The following is a 19,149-nucleotide window of genomic DNA, read 5'->3' as shown; positions in this document are numbered from 1 at the left end:
CGAAAAGCAGGGAATCAACTTGTCTATGTATAATAATACTTAGATAACAACAACTTTGTTTAATACAGATAGACTGGGGAAGATGGGATGAAAAAAATTCTAAAAAGGTTATCGAAGATACAGTGGGTGCTTATCATTATTGCTGTTCTTGCTGCCGGATACTATCTTTTCGACGGAGCTTTGCCTTTTCAAAAAGCGGATGTCTCTATGAAGGAGCAAAAAGCAAAGAGTGGGGAGACCATCATCCAAATTGAAGATGCAGACCTCAGCCAAATTGCAGTGGAGTTCCCAATGGATATGTCAGAAACGGCAATCATGGATGTCATTCACAAAATGTCTCACCAAAAGGTGATCGCCAATAAAAAGTGGGGAGCAATCCCTTTAACAAAGGAACGGGTGGAACGATTGCTGGAAATAGTCAATACACACCCCGCTAAATATGAAAATGCTGCCCTTTACATTGCTATATTGAACCGCTGGGAAAAAGGAGAATTTTCTAAGGTTGATACTGACCACAATGCTATTTGGAATCTTCAAGGTGGAACCATTGGGAAAGCGACAGGAGTATTATCACCTGATGAGGAGAAAAAGTATATTGAGGCCAATTTCAATATTAGGACAAAACAATGATCTCTTTCATACTGTCCATCAATCCAAAACCTGTCACAGAAAGTTATATTGTTAAAAAGGCTTAATTATGGTAAATTTAATATACTGTGTATTGTACGTCTACAGGAGGTGGCCTCATGCATGCATTATTAGTTACATTATTGGTGATCGTAAGTATCGCACTTATCGTTGTTGTCTTACTTCAATCAGGTAAAAGCGCTGGTTTATCCGGTGCCATTTCCGGTGGTGCTGAACAGTTATTCGGTAAGCAAAAAGCACGTGGAATCGACTTGATCCTTCATCGTATCACAGTTGTCCTATCAGTTCTATTCTTCTTGCTCACCTTAGCCGTTACCTACTTCAAAATCTAATATTACTAAACAAAAACCCGGCCTCGTGCCGGGTTTTCTGCTTTTTTAGTGAGGACCATCATGGAGTGTCCACGGGACGTGCCTCACACTACTACGACAATCTATTCAAGCATTTTGGTAGAATGTTCACATCTTGTTTGATTAAACTAAGGAATAGCGATATTTTGTGTTAGTGAAGGAGTAGAAAGTATGAAAATTTCATTGCCGAAACCATTTTTGTTTGAGGGAGGGATGCGGGCTGTTTTGCTGTTGCACGGATTTACCGGTAATTCCTCAGATGTCCGGATGCTGGGCCGTTTTCTGGAGAAAAAGGGCTACACCTGTCATGCGCCGCATTATAAGGGACACGGAGTACCCCCAGAAGAACTGGTTCATACTGGTCCCGATGATTGGTGGCAGGACGTATTGAACGGATACGAATATTTGAAAAAGAGAGGCCATGAGGAAATTGCCGTAGCTGGACTTTCCCTTGGCGGCGTATTTTCCTTGAAATTGGGTTACACTGTACCTGTAAAGGGAATTATCACCATGTGCGCCCCGATGCATATAAAGAGCGAACAGGTTATATACGAAGGTGTTCTGGAATATGCCCGTGAATTTAAAAAGCGGGAAGGAAAAGCAGACGAGCAAATCGAATTGGAAATGGATGACTTTAAAAAGACACCGATGGGGACGTTAAAGGCCCTTCAGGCATTGATTGCCGATGTGCGCGACAATGTCGATATGATTTATGCCCCAACCTTTGTGGTTCAGGCCCGCCATGACAACATGATCAACACCGAAAGCGCCAATATTATTTACGAAAATATTGAATCTGATAAGAAGGAAATAAAATGGTACGAAGAATCAGGCCATGTCATTACGCTTGACAAAGAAAAAGAACAACTGCACGAGGACGTATATGCCTTTTTAGAAAAACTTGAATGGAGCGTTTAACGATTTATGAAAAAATTTTTAAAGGAGGGATTAACATGGAAGAAAATATTAAAAAGCATGTCGACAGGCTTTTGCAATATATGAAGGACGAGGCATACAAGCCGTTAACTGTACAGGAGCTGGAATCTGCGTTGGGTATTTCGGATTCCGCTGATTTTAAGGAATTTGTCAAAGCACTTGTGCAAATGGAGGAAAAGGGTCTTGTTGTAAGAACCAGGGCGAACCGCTATGGTCTTCCGCAAAAAATGAATCTAATCCGCGGCAAGTTGACAGGGCATGCGAAGGGATTTGCGTTTGTAATTACAGAAGAGCCAGGGATGGATGATATTTTTATCCCGCCAACAGAAACGAATAATGCCATGCATGGGGATACCGTGCTAGTTCGAATTTCCTCGGAAAGCTCTGGCCAGCGCCGCGAGGGAAGCATTATCCGGATCATCGAACGGGGTACGCAGCAAATTGTCGGTACTTATGTTGAAAGCAAAAGCTTTGGTTTCGTCATTCCAGATGACAAGAAGTTTGCTAGTGATATTTTTATCCCCAAAGAGGCATCAAAGGGTGCGGTTGAAGGACATAAGGTAGTTGTAAAGCTTACCTCCTATCCTGAGGGGAGAAAAAGTGCTGAGGGTGAAGTCATCACAATCCTTGGCCATAAAAATGACCCAGGTGTGGATATTCTGTCTGTCATACATAAGCATGGGCTGCCGATGGCGTTTCCGGAAGAAGTTCTGCAGCAGGCAAATGAGACACCAGACACAATCGATGAAAGCGAGTTAGCAAACCGCCGCGACCTTCGTGGCGAAACGATTGTCACCATTGATGGTGCAGATGCAAAGGACCTCGATGACGCCGTTACTGTCACAAGACTTGAGAACGGTAATTACAAGCTTGGTGTCCATATTGCCGATGTCAGTTATTATGTAAAAGAAGGAACACCGATTGATGTCGAAGCAGCAGACCGGGCTACAAGTGTCTATTTAGTGGACCGTGTAATTCCGATGATTCCACATCGTTTATCGAATGGTATCTGTTCCCTAAACCCGAAGGTAGATCGTCTTGTTTTATCCTGTGAAATGGAAATCAACGAGGAAGGCCAAGTCGTCTCTAATGAAATTTTCCAAAGTGTGATAAAAACAACTGAGCGGATGACGTATTACGATGTCAACCGAATACTTGTGGATAAGGACGAGGAAACCCGGGCGCGCTACGAGGCGTTAGTACCAATGTTCGAACTGATGGGTGAATTAGCTGGGATTCTCCGCGCTAAAAGGATGAAACGGGGCGCGATTGATTTTGACTTCAAAGAATCGAAAGTATTGGTCGATGAAGAAGGAAAGCCATCCGATGTGGTTTTGCGCGAACGTTCAGTGGCGGAGCGCCTAATTGAGGAATTCATGCTCGCGGCAAACGAAACAGTCGCCGAGCATTTTCACTGGATGGAAGTTCCATTCATTTACCGTATTCACGAGGATCCAAAGGAAGACAAACTGCGTAAGTTTTTTGAGTTTATCACTAATTTCGGCTACATTGTAAAGGGAACGGCTAACAACGTCCACCCGAGGGCGTTGCAAGAAATTATTGAAGAGGTCCAGGGAAAGCCAGAGGAAATGGTCGTATCCACTGTGATGCTGCGCTCCATGCAACAAGCGAAATATGATCCGGAGAGCCTCGGCCACTTCGGCTTATCGACACAGTTTTATACCCATTTCACCTCACCAATCCGCCGTTATCCAGATACGATTGTGCACCGGTTGATCAGGACCTACATTATTGAAGGAAAACTGGATGAGGCGACAAGGGCAAAATGGAGTGCCGAGCTTCCGGAAATTGCAATGCATTCTTCAAAAATGGAGCGCCGCGCCGTTGAGGCTGAGCGTGAAACCGATGAGTTGAAAAAAGCGGAGTATATGGAAGACAAGATTGGCGAAGAGTACGATGGAATCATCAGCTCTGTCACGAACTTCGGTATGTTTGTCGAGCTTCCTAACACGATTGAAGGCCTTGTCCATGTCAGCTACATGACTGATGATTATTACCGTTTTGACGAGCGCCATTATGCGATGATTGGCGAGCGGACCGGGAATGTGTTCCGTATCGGCGACGAAATTACCGTTCGGGTGGTTAAAGTCAATAAAGACGAGCGTTCAATTGATTTTGAAATTGTCGGCATGAAGGGCACGCCAAGGCGTGAGCGATCTACAGTGCCGAAGGTCTTTAAGACCGGAAGCACTGAGTCCAAGCCACGCCGGAATAAGCAGGGGGAGGGCGGACAGCAAGGAGGCCGAGGCGGCAAACAAGGCGACCGCAAGTCCGAGGCCGGCGGCGGCCAGGGCGGCGGAAAGTCGAAAAAGAAACGCAAGTTTTATGAGAACGTCCCAAAAAATAAAAGCACAAAACGTAAGAAAAAGAAATACTAAGGGAGAGCCTGTTGGGCTCTCTTTTTAACTATTAATATAAGTAGATGATGAAGGACAAAAGGCATGCGTGGAAAGCAGGAAATGTCCTTCATAAGGCAGATGAAAACCAAAATATAACTGTGTAAGCAAAAAATGTCCGTAATCAGTCTCAGCATCACAAATACCCTCTTTTCTAATTGTATCCCCACACCTGTTCTGATAAAATTAACTCGTAAACGAGGTGAAAATTATGCCAAAAGGTGAAGGAAAAGTCGTTGCTCAGAATAAAAAGGCTTATCACGACTATTTTATCGAGGAAACATACGAGGCTGGGATTGTTCTGCAGGGAACAGAGATTAAGTCCATCCGTGCCGGCAAAGTGAACCTAAAAGACTCCTACGCACGGATTCAAAATGGCGAAATTACCCTTATTGGAGTGCATATCAGCCCATATGAGCAGGGAAACCGATACAATCATGACCCGGAGCGAGAACGAAAGCTACTGCTTCATAAGCGTGAGATCTTAAAGCTTTTTGGAGACACTAGAGAAGCAGGGTATTCTTTAATCCCGTTAAAGCTTTATTTAAAAAATGGTTTTTGCAAAGTGCTGCTTGGACTTGCAAAAGGTAAAAAGAACTACGATAAGCGTGAGTCATTGAAGCAAAAAGAAGCAAAACGTGAAATCGAGCGTGCCTTCCGCGATCGCCAGAAGATGTAAGATAATCAATTTGTTGTTTCTTACAAATACTTACAATTGAAAAACGCTCAAAGTATGTTATAATAAATTTGTCGCTGAGATGAGCGGCAAAACAAACTTAGCTCAACTTGCCAGTTTCCTAACGTCTTGCTTCATTAAAGATACTTTTTATAATGGGGACGCTACGGATTCGACAGGGGTAGTTCGAGCTTGGGTTGCGAGTCGAGGGGATCGGCCTCGTTAAAACGTCAAAGCCTATAACTGGCAAAACTAACAACAACTTAGCTTTCGCAGCTTAATAACTGCATAGCTGTTCGCCCCTCCATCGCCTATGTGGTAGGGTAGCGGACTCACTCTTAGTAGGCTACGCCGGAGTCCACCGTCTGAGGGCGAAGGAAGAGAACAACCAGACTAGCTGACCGGACGCCTGTCGATAGGCAAAAGGATCAGCGAATCGCGAATATGTCGACTACACTCGTAGAAGCTTAAGTGCCGATATCTTTGGACGTGGGTTCGACTCCCACCGTCTCCACCATACATACGGTGGAAACAGGACTAGCATTAATTGCTGGTCTTTTTTTATTATGTAGGTCTAATTATTAAATCCATCAGTAGTTTCCTTGGTTAACGCATATAAAGAAATAAAATTCTTGCATATTAATCCAGTGACATGACGAAAACGTGGAATCGCACGTCCCGCCGTCTCCAGCTCTATCAAATCATAACAAGAAGTATCAATTTGTCTTAGATTCTCAAGTAAAGACACTTGTCCAACCCTCCGCTGGTTTAGGGTTTAGCCTTCTTGCGAACACCTATGTCTTTCGGTCTCTTTAAAGAGCGCACCATAGGGCAGGAGTTACCTGGGCTGCCTTTATCCTCTTACGGCAATCCTTCCATTGGAATTTTCACATTCAAAAGAATGTCCATACTAAAATAAAGGCTTAAAGAAAGTTCTACGTCCTCTTACATAGCTGCATAATTAATAAAGTCGTCAATAAACCAATTCTTGAATCGTTCATGATTTTGATAGGCATTTTCCTTTAGGGCAGAAAACCAGTCATGGACCTTTTTCCAATGTTTAAATAAATCACTTAGCTGATGCCCCTTTTTTGCTTCCTTAGCAAAAAGGACTGACATCATCTTTTTTGGAATCTTATCTTCATATCCCATGGCACGGCGAGCTAAAACGAGCGCTGCACTTTGATGAACGGATAGCCCGAATGGTTTTTGATATTTTACCCGTCCGATTAAAGAGGAATAGTAGGCTGAAACCTGGGCAAGTGAGATTTCTTCTTTAATGCATTTTGAAATTAACGTAGTAACAATCATTCTGTACACAAAGTTGCTGCTCATTCGATTGAATTTTGTATTTTTACTTAAATCATTTTTGAAAAATAAATCTTCAATGGCTATCACTTCAATCCCCTTAGATATAACCCACTCGACTACAGATGCAATGGTATTTCCAATTATCCAATCCCGTTTGTTGGAGCGGACGTTATTGACATCATTCATCCAAAATACTTTACTAATTCGGAAATTTCCGTTTGGATGAATGATGGTTACAGCTAAATTATCTGGATTGATATCAATGCCAGCACACCCCTTTGAGTAATCAAAAGAAGATTGCAATTTTTGGTCGAAGGTTAGATGGACATAATATTTTCCGTCTTCACGCAAGATTCGAACACTGTAGGTCTTTCCTGTTGAAAGATGAGTAAGAATTGTCAAGATGTGTTTTTCGGAGAAGTAAACTTCAAAACGTAGCCGGTCATTTCTTTTGGAGGATAATGGGTTTAGCACATTCATTTCGAAAGAACGGTCTTGCTGGTAATGCAATTTGATATTTTCATTCCCGCCCTTTGAGGCCTCGCCTCGTGAAAAAAGGGCGTTGGTACGTGAATCAATCCACTCTTGTCTGGTGATTTTATGTCTGTTTAAAAGGATTAACCTTTTCCTCGTACCATCTACAACTTTTGGAACATTGCCGTTTTCGATATGGTATTGGTAATAGTTCATTTTTTTGGTTAATTTTCCAATTCTAGACTGCTTATTCCTTATCAGGTCTTCTTTATTGGATTTTCGGGAATATTGGATTTTTTCTATTTGCTTTTCTATTTTTTGTATGGAAGTTTTATATTGATCCACATACATAGGCATCAATTCTTTTTGCGATGATATCGAGGCTTCCGCCTCAAGAAAGGCATCTCTCATATAGCGGGAATTATTCAGAAACAATGGTTTTGCTTTTGCCACTGCTTCTTTTCGGTCTAATCCTTCAAAGATGCGCTCACGCAGAAAACGTTTAGCTGATTGAAATTTACGCATTAGTTCGTCCAGTATAAATGACTCGTTTACAGAAGGATTAATAATCAAGCCAGTATATGTGGTCGTATGTTCAGTCTTTTTCTTAGACATGATGACCCCCTCTTTTCAGCTTCGAAAGTGTCATTTTTATTTCCTATCGCTTCTTTTCACTATAACCTGGTGAAAATAAATCACAATTCAGAAAAGGTTCTCATTTTTATTCCATTGTTGGACGCCGCAGGTTTTTTAAGATTTAATTTTACCCTGTTTTTCCAAACCAAATTCCAAGTAATAGTTATGAAATCACTCACTTGTTCCTGGGTAAAAACTAGACTTAGAGAGTGTCCTCTTTATCTATTTTACAACTATTCAGATTTCTATCTAATACATAATTTTGTAAGTTTCATGACAATTTTATATTTATTTATTACTGTTTTAGCCACTATATAAAGGTGGAATTGCAAAAAAAATCAGCAGATTTACTGGTCTTTTTTTATTTCACTAAAAAGTTTCATTAGACTAAGTTTGTCGAAAGAAACACTGATACGGATTAGTACTCAAATAATTTAATGAGATTAATTAAGTTACTGCATTATTATGAAATTACTAAAAACCCCATATTTCGAATTGACCTATGAGTAATTTTATACTTGTGGGAAATATTGTATTGGGGGATGGATATTGTGAAATACAAGAGGAATTCAAGTCACTAATTGCCGGCAAGGATTTTAAAAAAAGCAATTAAAGCAACTAAAATGTGCCGATAATTGGTACGAGTGGGCCAAGTGCGATGAACAGCGGGGTATTTGCGGATAGCGCGATTAAAATAAACACGGATACCAACATGATTAGGTTAACCTTTAGCGGCAAACTTTCCGTTAATCTAAATGCTCCTATTAAGTTTGGGCTAGAAAACAATTTGGACAGCTTGCCGGCATCTTCCGACAAGATTTATACCTTCGATAAAGGTTGACCGGACCATTATTAGAAAAGCAGTCAAAGAGGAATTTGTCCTGTCCAACTGCCACCCATTCCACTTTGTCAGCAATGCGCCGAAACGATATTTCATTTATGCCAATCCGGTTGAGTAAAACCGGATTTTTTGTACTCAAAAAGAGGAAATTTCAATTATTTGGAGAATATTTGATTACAAAAGGAATCAAACGGAAAAGTTGATTCGAATTTTCATCAACAATCGTTGGGAGTGAGCGTCAGTGGAAAATGAGAACTTCTTTATATCCGAAGCTATGCGGATGAACGGAGTAGAAAAATCGGATATCGAAACTATTTTGGTGTCGATTTTTCATGGAAGCTACGATGGAGTCTATGTTGCGGATAAAAACGGTGTCGGCGTAATGGTAAACCGGGCTTACTCCAAAATAACCGGTGTAAAAAGCCAGGAATTGCTTGGAAAAAGCATGGAGACTGTGGTGAAAGAAGGGATTGTTTCTGAGTCAGTCACAATAAAAGTATTAAAAGAAAAAAGACCGGTAACAATCATTCAAACAGTAAGAGGCAAGGAACTGTTGGTAACCGGGAGTCCGATTTGTGATCCGGATGGTGAAATTGCGTTTGTTGTCACAAACGTAAGGGATATATCAGATTTAAATCAAATGAAAAACGAACTCTATCAATCTAGAAAATTAACGGAAAAATATTTAAGTGAAATTGAAGATTTAAAAAAGCGGGAATTAATCCAGATGCATTTAGATGGGATTGTGGCGCAAAGCCAGGAAATAATAAAAGTTTACCACCTTGCAAGAAAAGTGGCCAAAGTTGATTCAGGTGTGCTTATTTTAGGGGAGTCCGGGGTGGGGAAAGAAGTTATTGTCAATTATCTCCACAACGAAAGTGACCGGGCCAATAAGCCGCTAATTAAAGTCAATTGCGCAGCCATTCCAAAACACCTGCTTGAATCCGAACTATTCGGTTATGAAAAAGGAGCGTTTACTGGGGCGGACAACAATGGAAAACCGGGATTGTTTGAACTAGCAAACGGGGGGACCATCTTTTTGGATGAGATTGGCGATATGCCGATCGATCTCCAGGTAAAATTATTAAGGGTGCTGCAAGAGTTTGAAATCATGCGTGTCGGCGGCAGAAAAAGCATCAAAATTGATGTCCGCGTCATCTCGGCCACCCACATGAATCTAGAGGAAATGGTGGCTAAAAATGATTTCCGAAGGGATCTTTATTACCGGCTTAATATCGTTCCTATCCGCATTCCGCCATTACGCGAAAGGAAAGCAGACATTGTGCCGCTGGCGTTCTATTTTTTAAATAAAACGAATAAAAAAAACAAGCTGAACAAACGATTTCACCCGGAAATTCTTCAGTTTTTTGAAAAATACCATTGGCCAGGGAATATCAGAGAATTGGAAAACTTGGTGGAAAGACTGGGGATTACCTCCGATCAAGACGAAATCCAGATAAAAGATTTGCCGCCAAATTTGCTCAGAGGTTTAGAAAAAACAACAATAGAAAAAGGAAAGTTGAAAGAAATTTTGGCCAATGTAGAGCGAAAGGTCATAAAGGAGCAGATGGAGGAATCCGGGACTACTCGCCGAGCTGCCAAGGAATTAGGGATCAGTCAGTCTGCGTTAGTAAAAAAGATGCAAAAGTTAGGTATATAAAAATTTTTGATGAAAAAAGGAATCAAAATCCTTCAACAATTTCTAGAAGTCGACTGTCATTCGTCGGCTTTTTTCTTTTCATTTCAACATTGTTTGACAAATTCCTTTAGCGAGTTATGTCGAATAATATCTAAATATTAAATATTTTCTTTCTATTCGAATTTTGGCACGATAATTGCATAGTTAAATAATGGATTAATTAAACGGAAGGTGATGAAAATTGATGAATTTTCCAACTTTTGAGCTTAGTGGAAAAGTGGCCCTTGTAACAGGAGGAAGTAAAGGAATTGGCTTAGGTATGGCACAAGCTTTGGGCCGATATGGGGCAACGGTTGTCATTACCAGCCGGGGGGCTGATGAAGGAGAAACGGCCGTACAACAATTAAAGGAAGAGGGTACGAATGCCGCTTATTTTCAAGCCGATGTGACGAAAAAGGAGCAGGTAGAAAAGCTTGTTAAGGAAATCGTCGAGCGCTTTGGCTCGCTTGATATCTTGGTCAACAATGCCGGCATGAATATCCGCAAGCCGTTGGTTGAAGTGGAGGAAAGCGATTGGGACCGAGTATTGGGGGTCAATTTAAAAGGGATTTTTCTGGTCGGGCAGGCCTGTGCCAAGCAGATGATCAAACAAAACTACGGGAAAATCATTAACATCTCCTCCATTTTTGGAACCGTGGGAATGTCTTTTCAAACATCCTATGCAGCCAGTAAAGGCGGCATTAATCAATTAACAAAAATCTGGGCTGAGGAATTAGCACCAAATAATATTACTGTCAATGCGATTGGACCTGGCTATATTATGACGCCAATGACGCAGGATTGGCTTTCCGATCCCGAGCGGGTCGAAAAAATCGTCAACTCTACGATGATTAAAAGATTTGGGGAAATATCAGATCTCGTTGGTCCAGTCGTGTTCTTGGCATCTGATACTTCAAAATATGTGACAGGCCAAGTGCTCCACGTCGACGGTGGCTGGACGGCACGGTAAAGGAGGTAAACGACATGAATATCGTAAAACAAACCCATTTTAATCGTGAACTAAAAGTATTTGAGAAACGGCCGCAGAATCTTTTTGCGATGTTGGAGGAAGCCGCCGGAAAGTACCCTGAACAAGAAGCGCTGGTCATGAACGGAGTACGCTTAACCTACAAAGAAACGCACGATAAAGTGTTAGAAATTGCGGGCAATTTACAAAGCTCCTTATGTGTAAAAAAAGGTGACCGAATTGCCCTGTTACTGGGGAACAGTATTGAATTCAGTTTACTGGTATTTGCCTGCGCTAAATTGGGGGCCATTTTTGTCCCATTGAATACCCGATTAAAAGAAAACGAGCTTTCGTATATGCTGGAGCAATCGGGCAGCAAGCTTTTGTTTGTCGATGATGAATTTTTGGAAACAGTCGAAAGCATGAGAGACAGCAGTTCAATTGATTCAATCCAAAATTTCTTTTTAATCGGAAATAAAACGCCTAAACGGAAAGACTATTTACCTTTTGAAATTCTCGAGCAGCCTGCGTCTGTCTCCGAGGTTCCTGTTTCAGAGGATGACCCGCTATTTATTATGTATACATCTGGAACTACCGGGCTGCCAAAGGGAGCGGTGGGCAGCCATTTGGGAGCCATTCATAGTTCCATCAATTATGAAACTGTCTTTAGGACGACGCACAAGGCAAAAACGCTGATTGCAGTTCCGCTATTTCATGTGACCGGATTAATCGGACAGCTATTTCATATGGTACGAGTGGGCGGTACGTCTGTGATCATAAGGAGATTTAAGACGGAGGAATTCATCCGTCTTACTGCAGAAGAGCAGGTAACATTCTTATTTAATGTGCCGACCATCTATGTCATGATGATGGCCCATCCGGATTTCGCATTATACAGCTACACAAATGTAAGCTGTATTGCATACGGCGGCGCACCAATGTCGACAGAAACCATCTATAAATTGAAAAAGTATTTTCCAAACGCCAATTTGCAAAATGCATATGGAGCAACGGAAACATCTTCTCCTGCAACGCTTATGCCGCAGTCATACAACGAAGCGAAATTTCAGTCAGTCGGCTTGCCGGTGCCAGTTGGCGAGTTAAAGGTTGTAAATGATAACGATGAGCTATGCCCACCGGGGGAAGTTGGGGAACTATTAATTAAGGGGCCAATGGTGGTAGAGGGCTATTGGGACAATGAAACTGCCAATCAAACCTCATTTGTCGATGGATTTTGGCGCTCCGGCGACCTGGCTAAAATGGATGAGGACGGCTTTGTTTATATAGTCGACCGGAAAAAGGATTTGATTAACCGCGGCGGGGAAAAAATCTTTTCCATTGAGGTTGAGAATGTTCTTTATAATCATCCAAAGGTGTTGGAAGCGGCCGTCTTAGGCGTTCCCGATGACATTTTTGGAGAAGTGGTCAAAGCTGTGATTGTGACGAAAGATCAGGAAGTCATCGACCCACAGGAAATAAAAGATTTTGTGGCAGAACGATTGGCCAATTACAAGGTTCCGAAACTAATAGAATTTGTTTCCGAGCTACCCCGCAATCCCGGGGGGAAAGTTTTGAAGAACGCATTAAAGAACCTGCAAAGCTAATTCTACATTTGAAAGGATTTGATTCCAATGTCCACCATGGCAAAAAAAGCTTGGAAATATCGTTATGTCGTTCTTGTCATTCTTTGGCTAGTCTACATTATTAACTATTTTGATAGGATGGCCGTTCTCACCTTCCTTCCGTTTATCCAGAAGGATTTAAATCTGACGCCGGTCGAGGTTGGCCAGCTTGCTTCCGTGTTTTTCTTCGCCTACGCTGCGGCTCAGATCAGTGCCGGTTTTCTTGCAGATAAAATTGGTGCCAAAAAGGTTATGTACATCGCCATTACCGTATTCACTGCTGTTACAGCTGTAACCGGTGTGGTGAAAAACTTCGCTCAGTTTTTAGCCCTCCGCATTGGTTTGGGGCTAGGGGAAGGCCATCATTTTGCACCGGCCATCCGCGCCATCAACAACTGGTTCCCATTCAAGGAAAGAGGAAGAGCCGTATCGTTTTTTGCCACCTCTTGGGCAGTTGCGCCTGCGATTGTTCCGGTTATCGTTACCAGCATTTCAGTTTACTTTTTCGCAGGTGACTGGCGTCCGGTCTTCTATGTTCTGGCCATCCCTGGTGCACTTGGAATCTTTTTATTATGGCGTTTTGTAGCGGATTCTCCGAAAGAGTTGATCGCGAAGGGAAGATTGAGCAAGGACGAAGATATTGAAGAGGGAGCAGCTTCTGGCACTCTTACAAAAGAAGAGAAAAGAAAGCAATACGGAGTATTTTTAAAGGATATCAATTTTTATGTATACACCCTGTGCTTATTTTGCCAGTTAGCAGTCTATTGGGGTTCATCGACTTGGTTAACATCTTTCCTAGTTACCCAGCATGGATTAAATATTAAAGAAATGGGATTTTTCGCATCCGCTCCATATATTGTGGCGTTCTTCGCGATGATGCTTGGGGGCTGGCTGATGGATAAAGTTCTTCATCGTATGAAGCCTGTTGCTTTGATTGCCTATATTGGCTGTATTCCAGTTCTATGGATGCTTGGTGCTGTTGAAAAAGGGAATACAGGTATGTTATTGACGCTCCTTTTACTTACTGGTTTCTTTGTTAACTTAAACTTTGGTTCCATCTATGCTTACTTGCCAAAGCGCTATCCAAAAGAAATTGTCGGAAGTGCAACCGGCTTAGCAAATGGTATCGGCCAATTGGGATCGTTTGTTTCGCCACTGGTGGCTGGCTATTTAGTAAAAGTAGGCGCAAATGGATCCCAGGATTTCAGCGGCGTTTTCATATTCTTTGCCCTGACTGCAGCATTGGCGGCTGTGTGTGCGATTATTTTGAAAGAGAAGCAGATTCATCAGCTTTCGGTAGTAAAAAATGAGAAATCAGTAATGTAATTTTTAGAAAACTGGGAATGAAGTCTATTTAGCATCTTCATTCCCGCTATTTGGACTAAGGAGGACAATTCGTGCCAACAAATACAGCAAACAAAGAGGCTTCTCTTATTGAAAAAGAGCAGAAGCGCTGGGAAAGATTTTTCAAAACCCTCAACAGTGGTGATTTTCGATTCGGTCATACGTCCAGACAATTAGTTTGGAAAAAAAATAAAGCCACTTTATGGCACTATCCAGCTGCAACAAAAAAATATGAAGTTCCCATTTTTATTGTCTATTCTCTGTTCAATCAGCCAACCATTCTTGATTTTGCCCCAGGCTCAAGTGTTCTCGAAGGGCTGGTAAACAGAGGGTATGATGTCTATTTATTAGACTGGGGCATCGCCGGCTATGAGGATAAAAATATCTCAATTGAAGATTATGTAGCTAGCTATATCCAAAAAGCGGTTCAGCGGGCGATAAGGCATTCAGATGCAGAGGAAATATCGGTGGTCGGATATTGTCTAGGCGGAACGCTGGCAGCGATGTATGCATCCATAGCCGAGGGGCCGATCAAAAATTTAGTGACTGCTGCTGTTCCGATTGATTTTGGTGTGACGGCCTCCGTTCCGGAGAACTGGGCGGAAGCGATGCTTGAAGGGAACATGAATCTCGATCGCTTTATCGAAGTGTATGGACTAGTACCACCTATTTATGTTGAGGCCATGTTCAGGTCAATCACTTCACCAGTCTACAATACTCCTTATACGCTCCTTTTATCAAGGGCGCATGATCAAAGGTTTACGGAAAAATGGCACCGGATGAACACTTGGACAAAGGGGCACGTCCCGTTAACCGGGGGAGCGTTTAAGCAGTTAAATGAAGACTTGTTTAAAGGAAATAAGCTGGTTAAAGGTGAGTTTACCATTCACGGCAAAAAAGCAGATTTAAAAAATATTAAGGCGAATCTATTGGCCGTCAGCATGAAAAGCGACAACCTGATACCAGAGGAGCAAAGTAAGCCGATTATGGATTTGGTTTCAAGTAAAGATAAAACATTTTTACGTATCGAGGGCGGCCATGTGAACTTGGCGATGTCCGGTAAATTTGCCGGAATATTGGATGATTGGCTTAGTGAACGTTCAGCGAAATAAAATAGCAAGGTGGGGAAGCAAATGCATAAGCTGCATTCAATTTATGAGATGGTAGATGTAGAAGAATCGGTCCAATTTTTGCAATCTCTTATCCAGGTGAACAGTGTAAATCCTGCCGGGAATGAAATGAGGGTCGCTGAGGCAATTCAAGCGTTTTTAACGTCATCCAAGCTTCAAGTGGAACTGGATGACCTAGGCAATAACCGGGCTAACTTGCTTGTAACTTATCCAGACAGAAAAACTGACGAGAAGTATTTAGTTTACAGCGGTCATTTTGATACCGTCCCAACCGGTAAAGTGGAGTGGGAGCATGACCCATTTTCCGGGGAAATCGTTGGCAACAAAATGTACGGACGAGGCACAACAGACATGAAAGCTGGAGTTGCCGCGATGATCCTCGCCATGGAGTATTTATCTCGTGCGGGTGTGAAACTAAAGGGTAAGCTGCAGTTTGTCGGAACTGCCGGAGAAGAGGTGGACGGCTATGGTGCCAAGAAGGTTGTCCAAAAGGGGCAGATTGACAAGGCAACAGCCATGGTGATCTCAGAGCCAAGCGAAAACGAAATCTATACCGCTCATAAAGGCTGCCTGTGGCTGGAGATAACTACGAATGGAAAAACTGCCCACGGTTCCATGCCGGATCAGGGTGTTAACGCCATTTTAGCGATGAACGATTTCATCAATTCACTTTTAAAGTATGAGTTTTCTTATGTCCCCCATCCAATTTTAGGACATCCTACATTAAATATCGGCACCATTGAAGGCGGCGTAAAGACAAATGTGGTGCCAGACCAATGTAGCGTGACGCTTGATATTCGGACTGTTCCTGGACAGGATAATGATTTGATTTTAAAAGATATTGAGCAGATGCTAAAGGAAATTGCTGAAAAAACACAGGCATCGTACCAAATCAAAGTGATAAATCGAATGGATTCAGTCAATACACCAGTATCGGATGAGTTTGTCAAAATGGCGGTCCGAACTGGCAAAAAAGAATTAAACCTTGACTTGCAGCCGGCAGGAGTCAATTATTATACAGATGCTTCTGTATATCAGCCGCATTTGCAGATTCCGACATTCATATTTGGGCCGGGACACCCTAAACTTGCCCATCAGCCGAATGAATATGTGGAAATTGACAAGTTTATCGAATCAATTCGTTATTTTATGGCTTTGGCTATTGAGTATTTAGGAGAGAAATAAACAAGCTGTAGGCTGTCTAATTGGGGTCTAACCCATTAAGGCAGCCTACAGTTTTTTAGTTTAGTGCTTCAAATTCATGTTGTTGTTCATGCCCATATTCATATTAGCATTCATGTTCATGTTCATATTAATATTTTGCGTTTGCGGCACTCCTTGTGCAGGAGCAAACGAATTAGCAATTTGTATCATATCCTGTTGGGCAAGCTGTGGTACTTGGTAGTAATGTTTTTTATTTTGATAAATGGACAGCTCATAGGCCATTTCAATGCAGTTTGGCACAGAGTCCGCCAGCACGCGGCGAACCACCGGATTCGTCGTTTCACACGCTGCCATTGTCTTGTGTGCAGCACCGGATTTGCATGCTGTTAGCATGCTGCCTGAGATAAACTCATCGGAAATCTCAGTCATGTTCTGCATCGGCTTTTTCGGCGGGGTCGGAGTTAACCCATATATAAAGTCATTCTCCTGCTTCATTTTATAGCTCTGCGTCGGCTTGGACGGATCTTGTCCAGATTGGAAGCACTCCAGCGTAATATTATATTCATCCTGTATGAATTGATATTGTCGGTCTAAAATATCAAGCAGCTCCGGATCCTTTACATGCGGGCGCAGCATCAAATACTGATTTAAAGTCCCAATCGACCCATTCAACACTTCATGAACATCAAACATTTCATGGCCGCCATGGTTAAGTTGTTGCGGCACGGCCCCTGTATGCATGTTTTGGTGCATTTGCCCCTGCTGATTCTGTAACATTAATCAAATCTCCTCCTCAAAAAAATTGGACACAGCCACTCATTATTTTGGTTAATGGGAGGATTGTTATGAGCTTTTTTGATTTTTAAAATCTTTCCAAGTCAATAAATTTATATCAGGCAGTGAATTGTGGGAAATCTTTAAATAGAAACGAGGACCCATTGAAATAGATCTTGTTATTTATTATTCATGCCTTCACTTTATATCATTTTTAAAAGGTTTAAGGAAGCATCATTTGATTAATATAAATAGTATTCAGCTAGTAGATCAATTTTGAGGAATATGGCTTGGATGAAAGCAATTTGATTCACTTGAATAAAAATTTATAGCTATTTGGTCAATTAATACATTTTTACTCAACTAATTTTGAAGAATCACCTTGTGGGAAAACGCCAGCAGATATATCGTAAACTTTCATAAATTTTAACGTAACAATTTTCCCCTCAACTTCAATGATTTGACATTCTAAAAGGACAGTATCTTCAAGGGGAATTAAATCGCCTTCTTTCAATTCTTTAGGACCTTTTTTATTGTAAGCTCCAGAATCAATTACTTCGTTGGATAAACTAAACAAGTAAACAGTTCTCCCCACTTTTAAAATGTTATCCAATGCGGCATTTATACTGTTATCTTTACCTTTTTTAAACATGAGAGAACCATCGGCATACTTAACTTTAATACTAGTGTTATCATCTGAAATCAGCAAATCATTATTATGAATTCTTTCCTTATCACCAGGATCAACTTTATTCCAGGCTTCAAGTATTGTCCCTTCAGCGCCGTATTTGTTATCCAAATTTATAAAAGGTAGTGCCTCCCCACTCCATTGACTATTTTGAGCTACAGCACGCGCCGTAATATCTGTGTCCGTAAATCCCAAAACTCGGGCAAAAGTAAACGAAACATTCCTTGTTAATTTAACCTCAATCTTAGTTGGGTCACCTTTATAAGGAGATATTGGAGTAATAATCTCTGAATTTTTGACTCCATTTGCAGTTGCATAGCTCTCTGCTGTGTTTATAGCGGTACTTGCAATCGGCAGATCCTGTGCTCCGGCTAATGCAGCAGCATCTGCAGCTTTTTGTAGTTGAGATTTTGCGTAGTATATTTTCCCTCCATCTATGGCTAGTCCAGCAAATGCAACAAGTATGATAAAAAATAACGCGACGAAAACCAGTGCTTGGCCCTTTTCTTCATTAAGCATTCTATTTTGCAATTAAACCATTCCTCCTCTTTATTTACTAAAAATTAACTATCTTCCTTAACTAATTAAATCTATTAATATAGGTTGAAGAAACTAACTAATCGTTAATAAATTATTCTAGTGAGGAACAATGAATTACATCACCTATACTAATTTTTAACTCTTCAATAGCCCCCTCTGGAAGTTCTAAAGTAGAGTGTGCAGCACCTGCAGGCATCGTAATTCTCCAGGGCCTAAGACTAGGGTAAAGCTTAACTACCTCATTTTCTTTATTTAAAAGAACGATATCTAAAGGAAATCTCATAAAAAACATGTGAACGGCATTGCAAGGCATAATCCATAAGCCTTCGTTCGTGATGGGATCTTTCCTAAACATTAGTCCCTTTAATCTTTTGAAAAAAGAATCTGCAACGTTAATAGAATAGGGTATTTCCTTTAATTTTCGCTGCATTTAACTTGTCCTCCCAATATCGTTTGTTCTATATAGTGAATACTACTACAATTTCAAAATGTTCTCAATAATGAATTTTGTTGAAAAGTGTCGTTGTTTATTTAGAACAAAAAATTAAAATGGTATTTACTTTTTTTAGATTTTGGATTAATATTAACTCATGGGTTGTTCATTATAAAGAACATAATTGCGTATTATTGCGGAAGTGTAATTTTAGCCGTTCAATAAAATGAACAAAGTCCCGAACCCCAAAAAAACATTTTAGGAGGAAAAAAGATGTTAAAGAAAATGAAGAAACTAGTTTTGGAAGAAGAAGGACAAGGATTATCGGAATACGGTATTTTGCTAGCTGGAATTGTGTTAGTAGTAGGAGCTGCAGTGGTTTTATTGAAAAATGAGATTACAACCCTATTTACAGATCTTCTTAAAAAACCTACTTTATAATAATGTTGTTTATAATTTGCAATCAAGCGCCCTACTAGAATTAGTAGGGCGTATATTCTAATAAGGTTGAGGTTGATTT

At 41.1% G+C, this 19,149-nt stretch carries 18 protein-coding genes and 1 other RNA gene; 14 read left to right on the top strand and 5 right to left on the bottom strand.

The genetic code is table 11. From position 1 onward, the window contains the following. The first annotated feature begins 87 nt into the window (after positions 1 to 87). The 6 genes from ACZ5AE_RS24675 (at position 88) to ssrA (ending at position 5,544) form a co-directional block, all read left to right on the top strand. Positions 88 to 630 (top strand): DUF6241 domain-containing protein, encoded by a 543-nt coding sequence (locus tag ACZ5AE_RS24675; RefSeq protein WP_464567134.1) that lies wholly within the window; start codon positions 88 to 90, stop codon positions 628 to 630. A gap of 116 nt (positions 631 to 746) precedes the next feature. Further along, a complete protein-coding gene (secG, locus tag ACZ5AE_RS24670) occupies positions 747 to 980 on the top strand; it encodes a preprotein translocase subunit SecG (protein ID WP_464567133.1) in 234 nt (77 codons plus the stop codon). Between the two features lie 189 nt (positions 981 to 1,169). Then, entirely contained in the window at positions 1,170 to 1,916 is a 747-nt protein-coding gene (locus ACZ5AE_RS24665) for an alpha/beta hydrolase (RefSeq protein ID WP_464567132.1), read from the top strand. A 35-nt stretch (positions 1,917 to 1,951) separates the two neighbouring features. Continuing rightward, positions 1,952 to 4,333 (top strand): ribonuclease R, encoded by a 2,382-nt coding sequence (gene rnr, locus ACZ5AE_RS24660; RefSeq protein WP_464567131.1) that lies wholly within the window; start codon positions 1,952 to 1,954, stop codon positions 4,331 to 4,333. A gap of 229 nt (positions 4,334 to 4,562) precedes the next feature. Next, positions 4,563 to 5,030 carry an SsrA-binding protein SmpB gene (smpB, locus tag ACZ5AE_RS24655; RefSeq protein WP_213117765.1) on the top strand — a complete coding sequence of 156 codons (468 nt, stop codon included), beginning with the start codon at positions 4,563 to 4,565 and terminating at the stop codon, positions 5,028 to 5,030. Positions 5,031 to 5,184: 154 nt separating this feature from the next. Then, positions 5,185 to 5,544: a transfer-messenger RNA gene (ssrA, locus tag ACZ5AE_RS24650) on the top strand. A gap of 57 nt (positions 5,545 to 5,601) precedes the next feature. Here the strand turns inward: ssrA and ACZ5AE_RS24645 are convergent. Next, complete coding sequence (locus ACZ5AE_RS24645; RefSeq protein ID WP_464567130.1) at positions 5,602 to 5,775, bottom strand: hypothetical protein; 174 nt, start codon at positions 5,773 to 5,775, stop codon at positions 5,602 to 5,604. Positions 5,776 to 5,972: 197 nt separating this feature from the next. Further along, positions 5,973 to 7,427 (bottom strand): hypothetical protein, encoded by a 1,455-nt coding sequence (locus ACZ5AE_RS24640; protein ID WP_464567129.1) that lies wholly within the window; start codon positions 7,425 to 7,427, stop codon positions 5,973 to 5,975. 646 nt (positions 7,428 to 8,073) lie between these two features. On the opposite strand from ACZ5AE_RS24640, the gene ACZ5AE_RS24635 reads away from it, so the two are divergent. The 7 genes from ACZ5AE_RS24635 (at position 8,074) to ACZ5AE_RS24605 (ending at position 16,215) form a co-directional block, all read left to right on the top strand. After that, positions 8,074 to 8,289, top strand: a complete 216-nt coding sequence (locus ACZ5AE_RS24635) for a hypothetical protein (protein ID WP_464567128.1) — start codon at positions 8,074 to 8,076, stop codon at positions 8,287 to 8,289. A 241-nt stretch (positions 8,290 to 8,530) separates the two neighbouring features. Continuing rightward, positions 8,531 to 9,949 carry a sigma-54 interaction domain-containing protein gene (locus tag ACZ5AE_RS24630; protein ID WP_464567127.1) on the top strand — a complete coding sequence of 473 codons (1,419 nt, stop codon included), beginning with the start codon at positions 8,531 to 8,533 and terminating at the stop codon, positions 9,947 to 9,949. 223 nt (positions 9,950 to 10,172) lie between these two features. Then, positions 10,173 to 10,937, top strand: coding sequence for an SDR family NAD(P)-dependent oxidoreductase (locus ACZ5AE_RS24625; RefSeq protein WP_464567126.1), 765 nt, complete (start codon positions 10,173 to 10,175; stop codon positions 10,935 to 10,937). A 14-nt stretch (positions 10,938 to 10,951) separates the two neighbouring features. Continuing rightward, positions 10,952 to 12,538, top strand: a complete 1,587-nt coding sequence (locus tag ACZ5AE_RS24620; RefSeq protein WP_464567125.1) for a class I adenylate-forming enzyme family protein — start codon at positions 10,952 to 10,954, stop codon at positions 12,536 to 12,538. A 36-nt stretch (positions 12,539 to 12,574) separates the two neighbouring features. Then, a complete protein-coding gene (locus ACZ5AE_RS24615) occupies positions 12,575 to 13,882 on the top strand; it encodes an MFS transporter (protein ID WP_464567124.1) in 1,308 nt (435 codons plus the stop codon). A gap of 71 nt (positions 13,883 to 13,953) precedes the next feature. Next, the gene (locus tag ACZ5AE_RS24610) at positions 13,954 to 15,012 is read left to right on the top strand and encodes an alpha/beta fold hydrolase (protein ID WP_464567123.1); all 1,059 of its coding nucleotides are present in this window, start codon (positions 13,954 to 13,956) and stop codon (positions 15,010 to 15,012) included. 21 nt (positions 15,013 to 15,033) lie between these two features. Next, positions 15,034 to 16,215: a M20 family metallopeptidase gene (locus ACZ5AE_RS24605; RefSeq protein WP_464567122.1), complete on the top strand. Its 1,182-nt coding sequence runs from the start codon at positions 15,034 to 15,036 to the stop codon at positions 16,213 to 16,215. 60 nt (positions 16,216 to 16,275) lie between these two features. Here ACZ5AE_RS24605 and ACZ5AE_RS24600 read toward each other — a convergent pair whose 3' ends face one another. From ACZ5AE_RS24600 to ACZ5AE_RS24590, 3 genes are all read right to left on the bottom strand, one after another. Then, positions 16,276 to 16,971 carry a spore coat protein gene (locus ACZ5AE_RS24600; protein WP_464567121.1) on the bottom strand — a complete coding sequence of 232 codons (696 nt, stop codon included), beginning with the start codon at positions 16,969 to 16,971 and terminating at the stop codon, positions 16,276 to 16,278. 352 nt (positions 16,972 to 17,323) lie between these two features. Continuing rightward, the gene (locus tag ACZ5AE_RS24595) at positions 17,324 to 18,175 is read right to left on the bottom strand and encodes a pilus assembly protein TadG-related protein (RefSeq protein WP_464567120.1); all 852 of its coding nucleotides are present in this window, start codon (positions 18,173 to 18,175) and stop codon (positions 17,324 to 17,326) included. A gap of 112 nt (positions 18,176 to 18,287) precedes the next feature. Further along, positions 18,288 to 18,626: a DUF192 domain-containing protein gene (locus ACZ5AE_RS24590; RefSeq protein WP_464567119.1), complete on the bottom strand. Its 339-nt coding sequence runs from the start codon at positions 18,624 to 18,626 to the stop codon at positions 18,288 to 18,290. 276 nt (positions 18,627 to 18,902) lie between these two features. On the opposite strand from ACZ5AE_RS24590, the gene ACZ5AE_RS24585 reads away from it, so the two are divergent. Further along, complete coding sequence (locus ACZ5AE_RS24585; protein ID WP_464567118.1) at positions 18,903 to 19,070, top strand: Flp family type IVb pilin; 168 nt, start codon at positions 18,903 to 18,905, stop codon at positions 19,068 to 19,070. The last annotated feature ends 79 nt before the right edge of the window (positions 19,071 to 19,149 follow it).

Source organism: Neobacillus sp. S1227, assembly GCF_055385255.1.
This window is presented reverse-complemented; position numbering and strand designations above follow the sequence as displayed.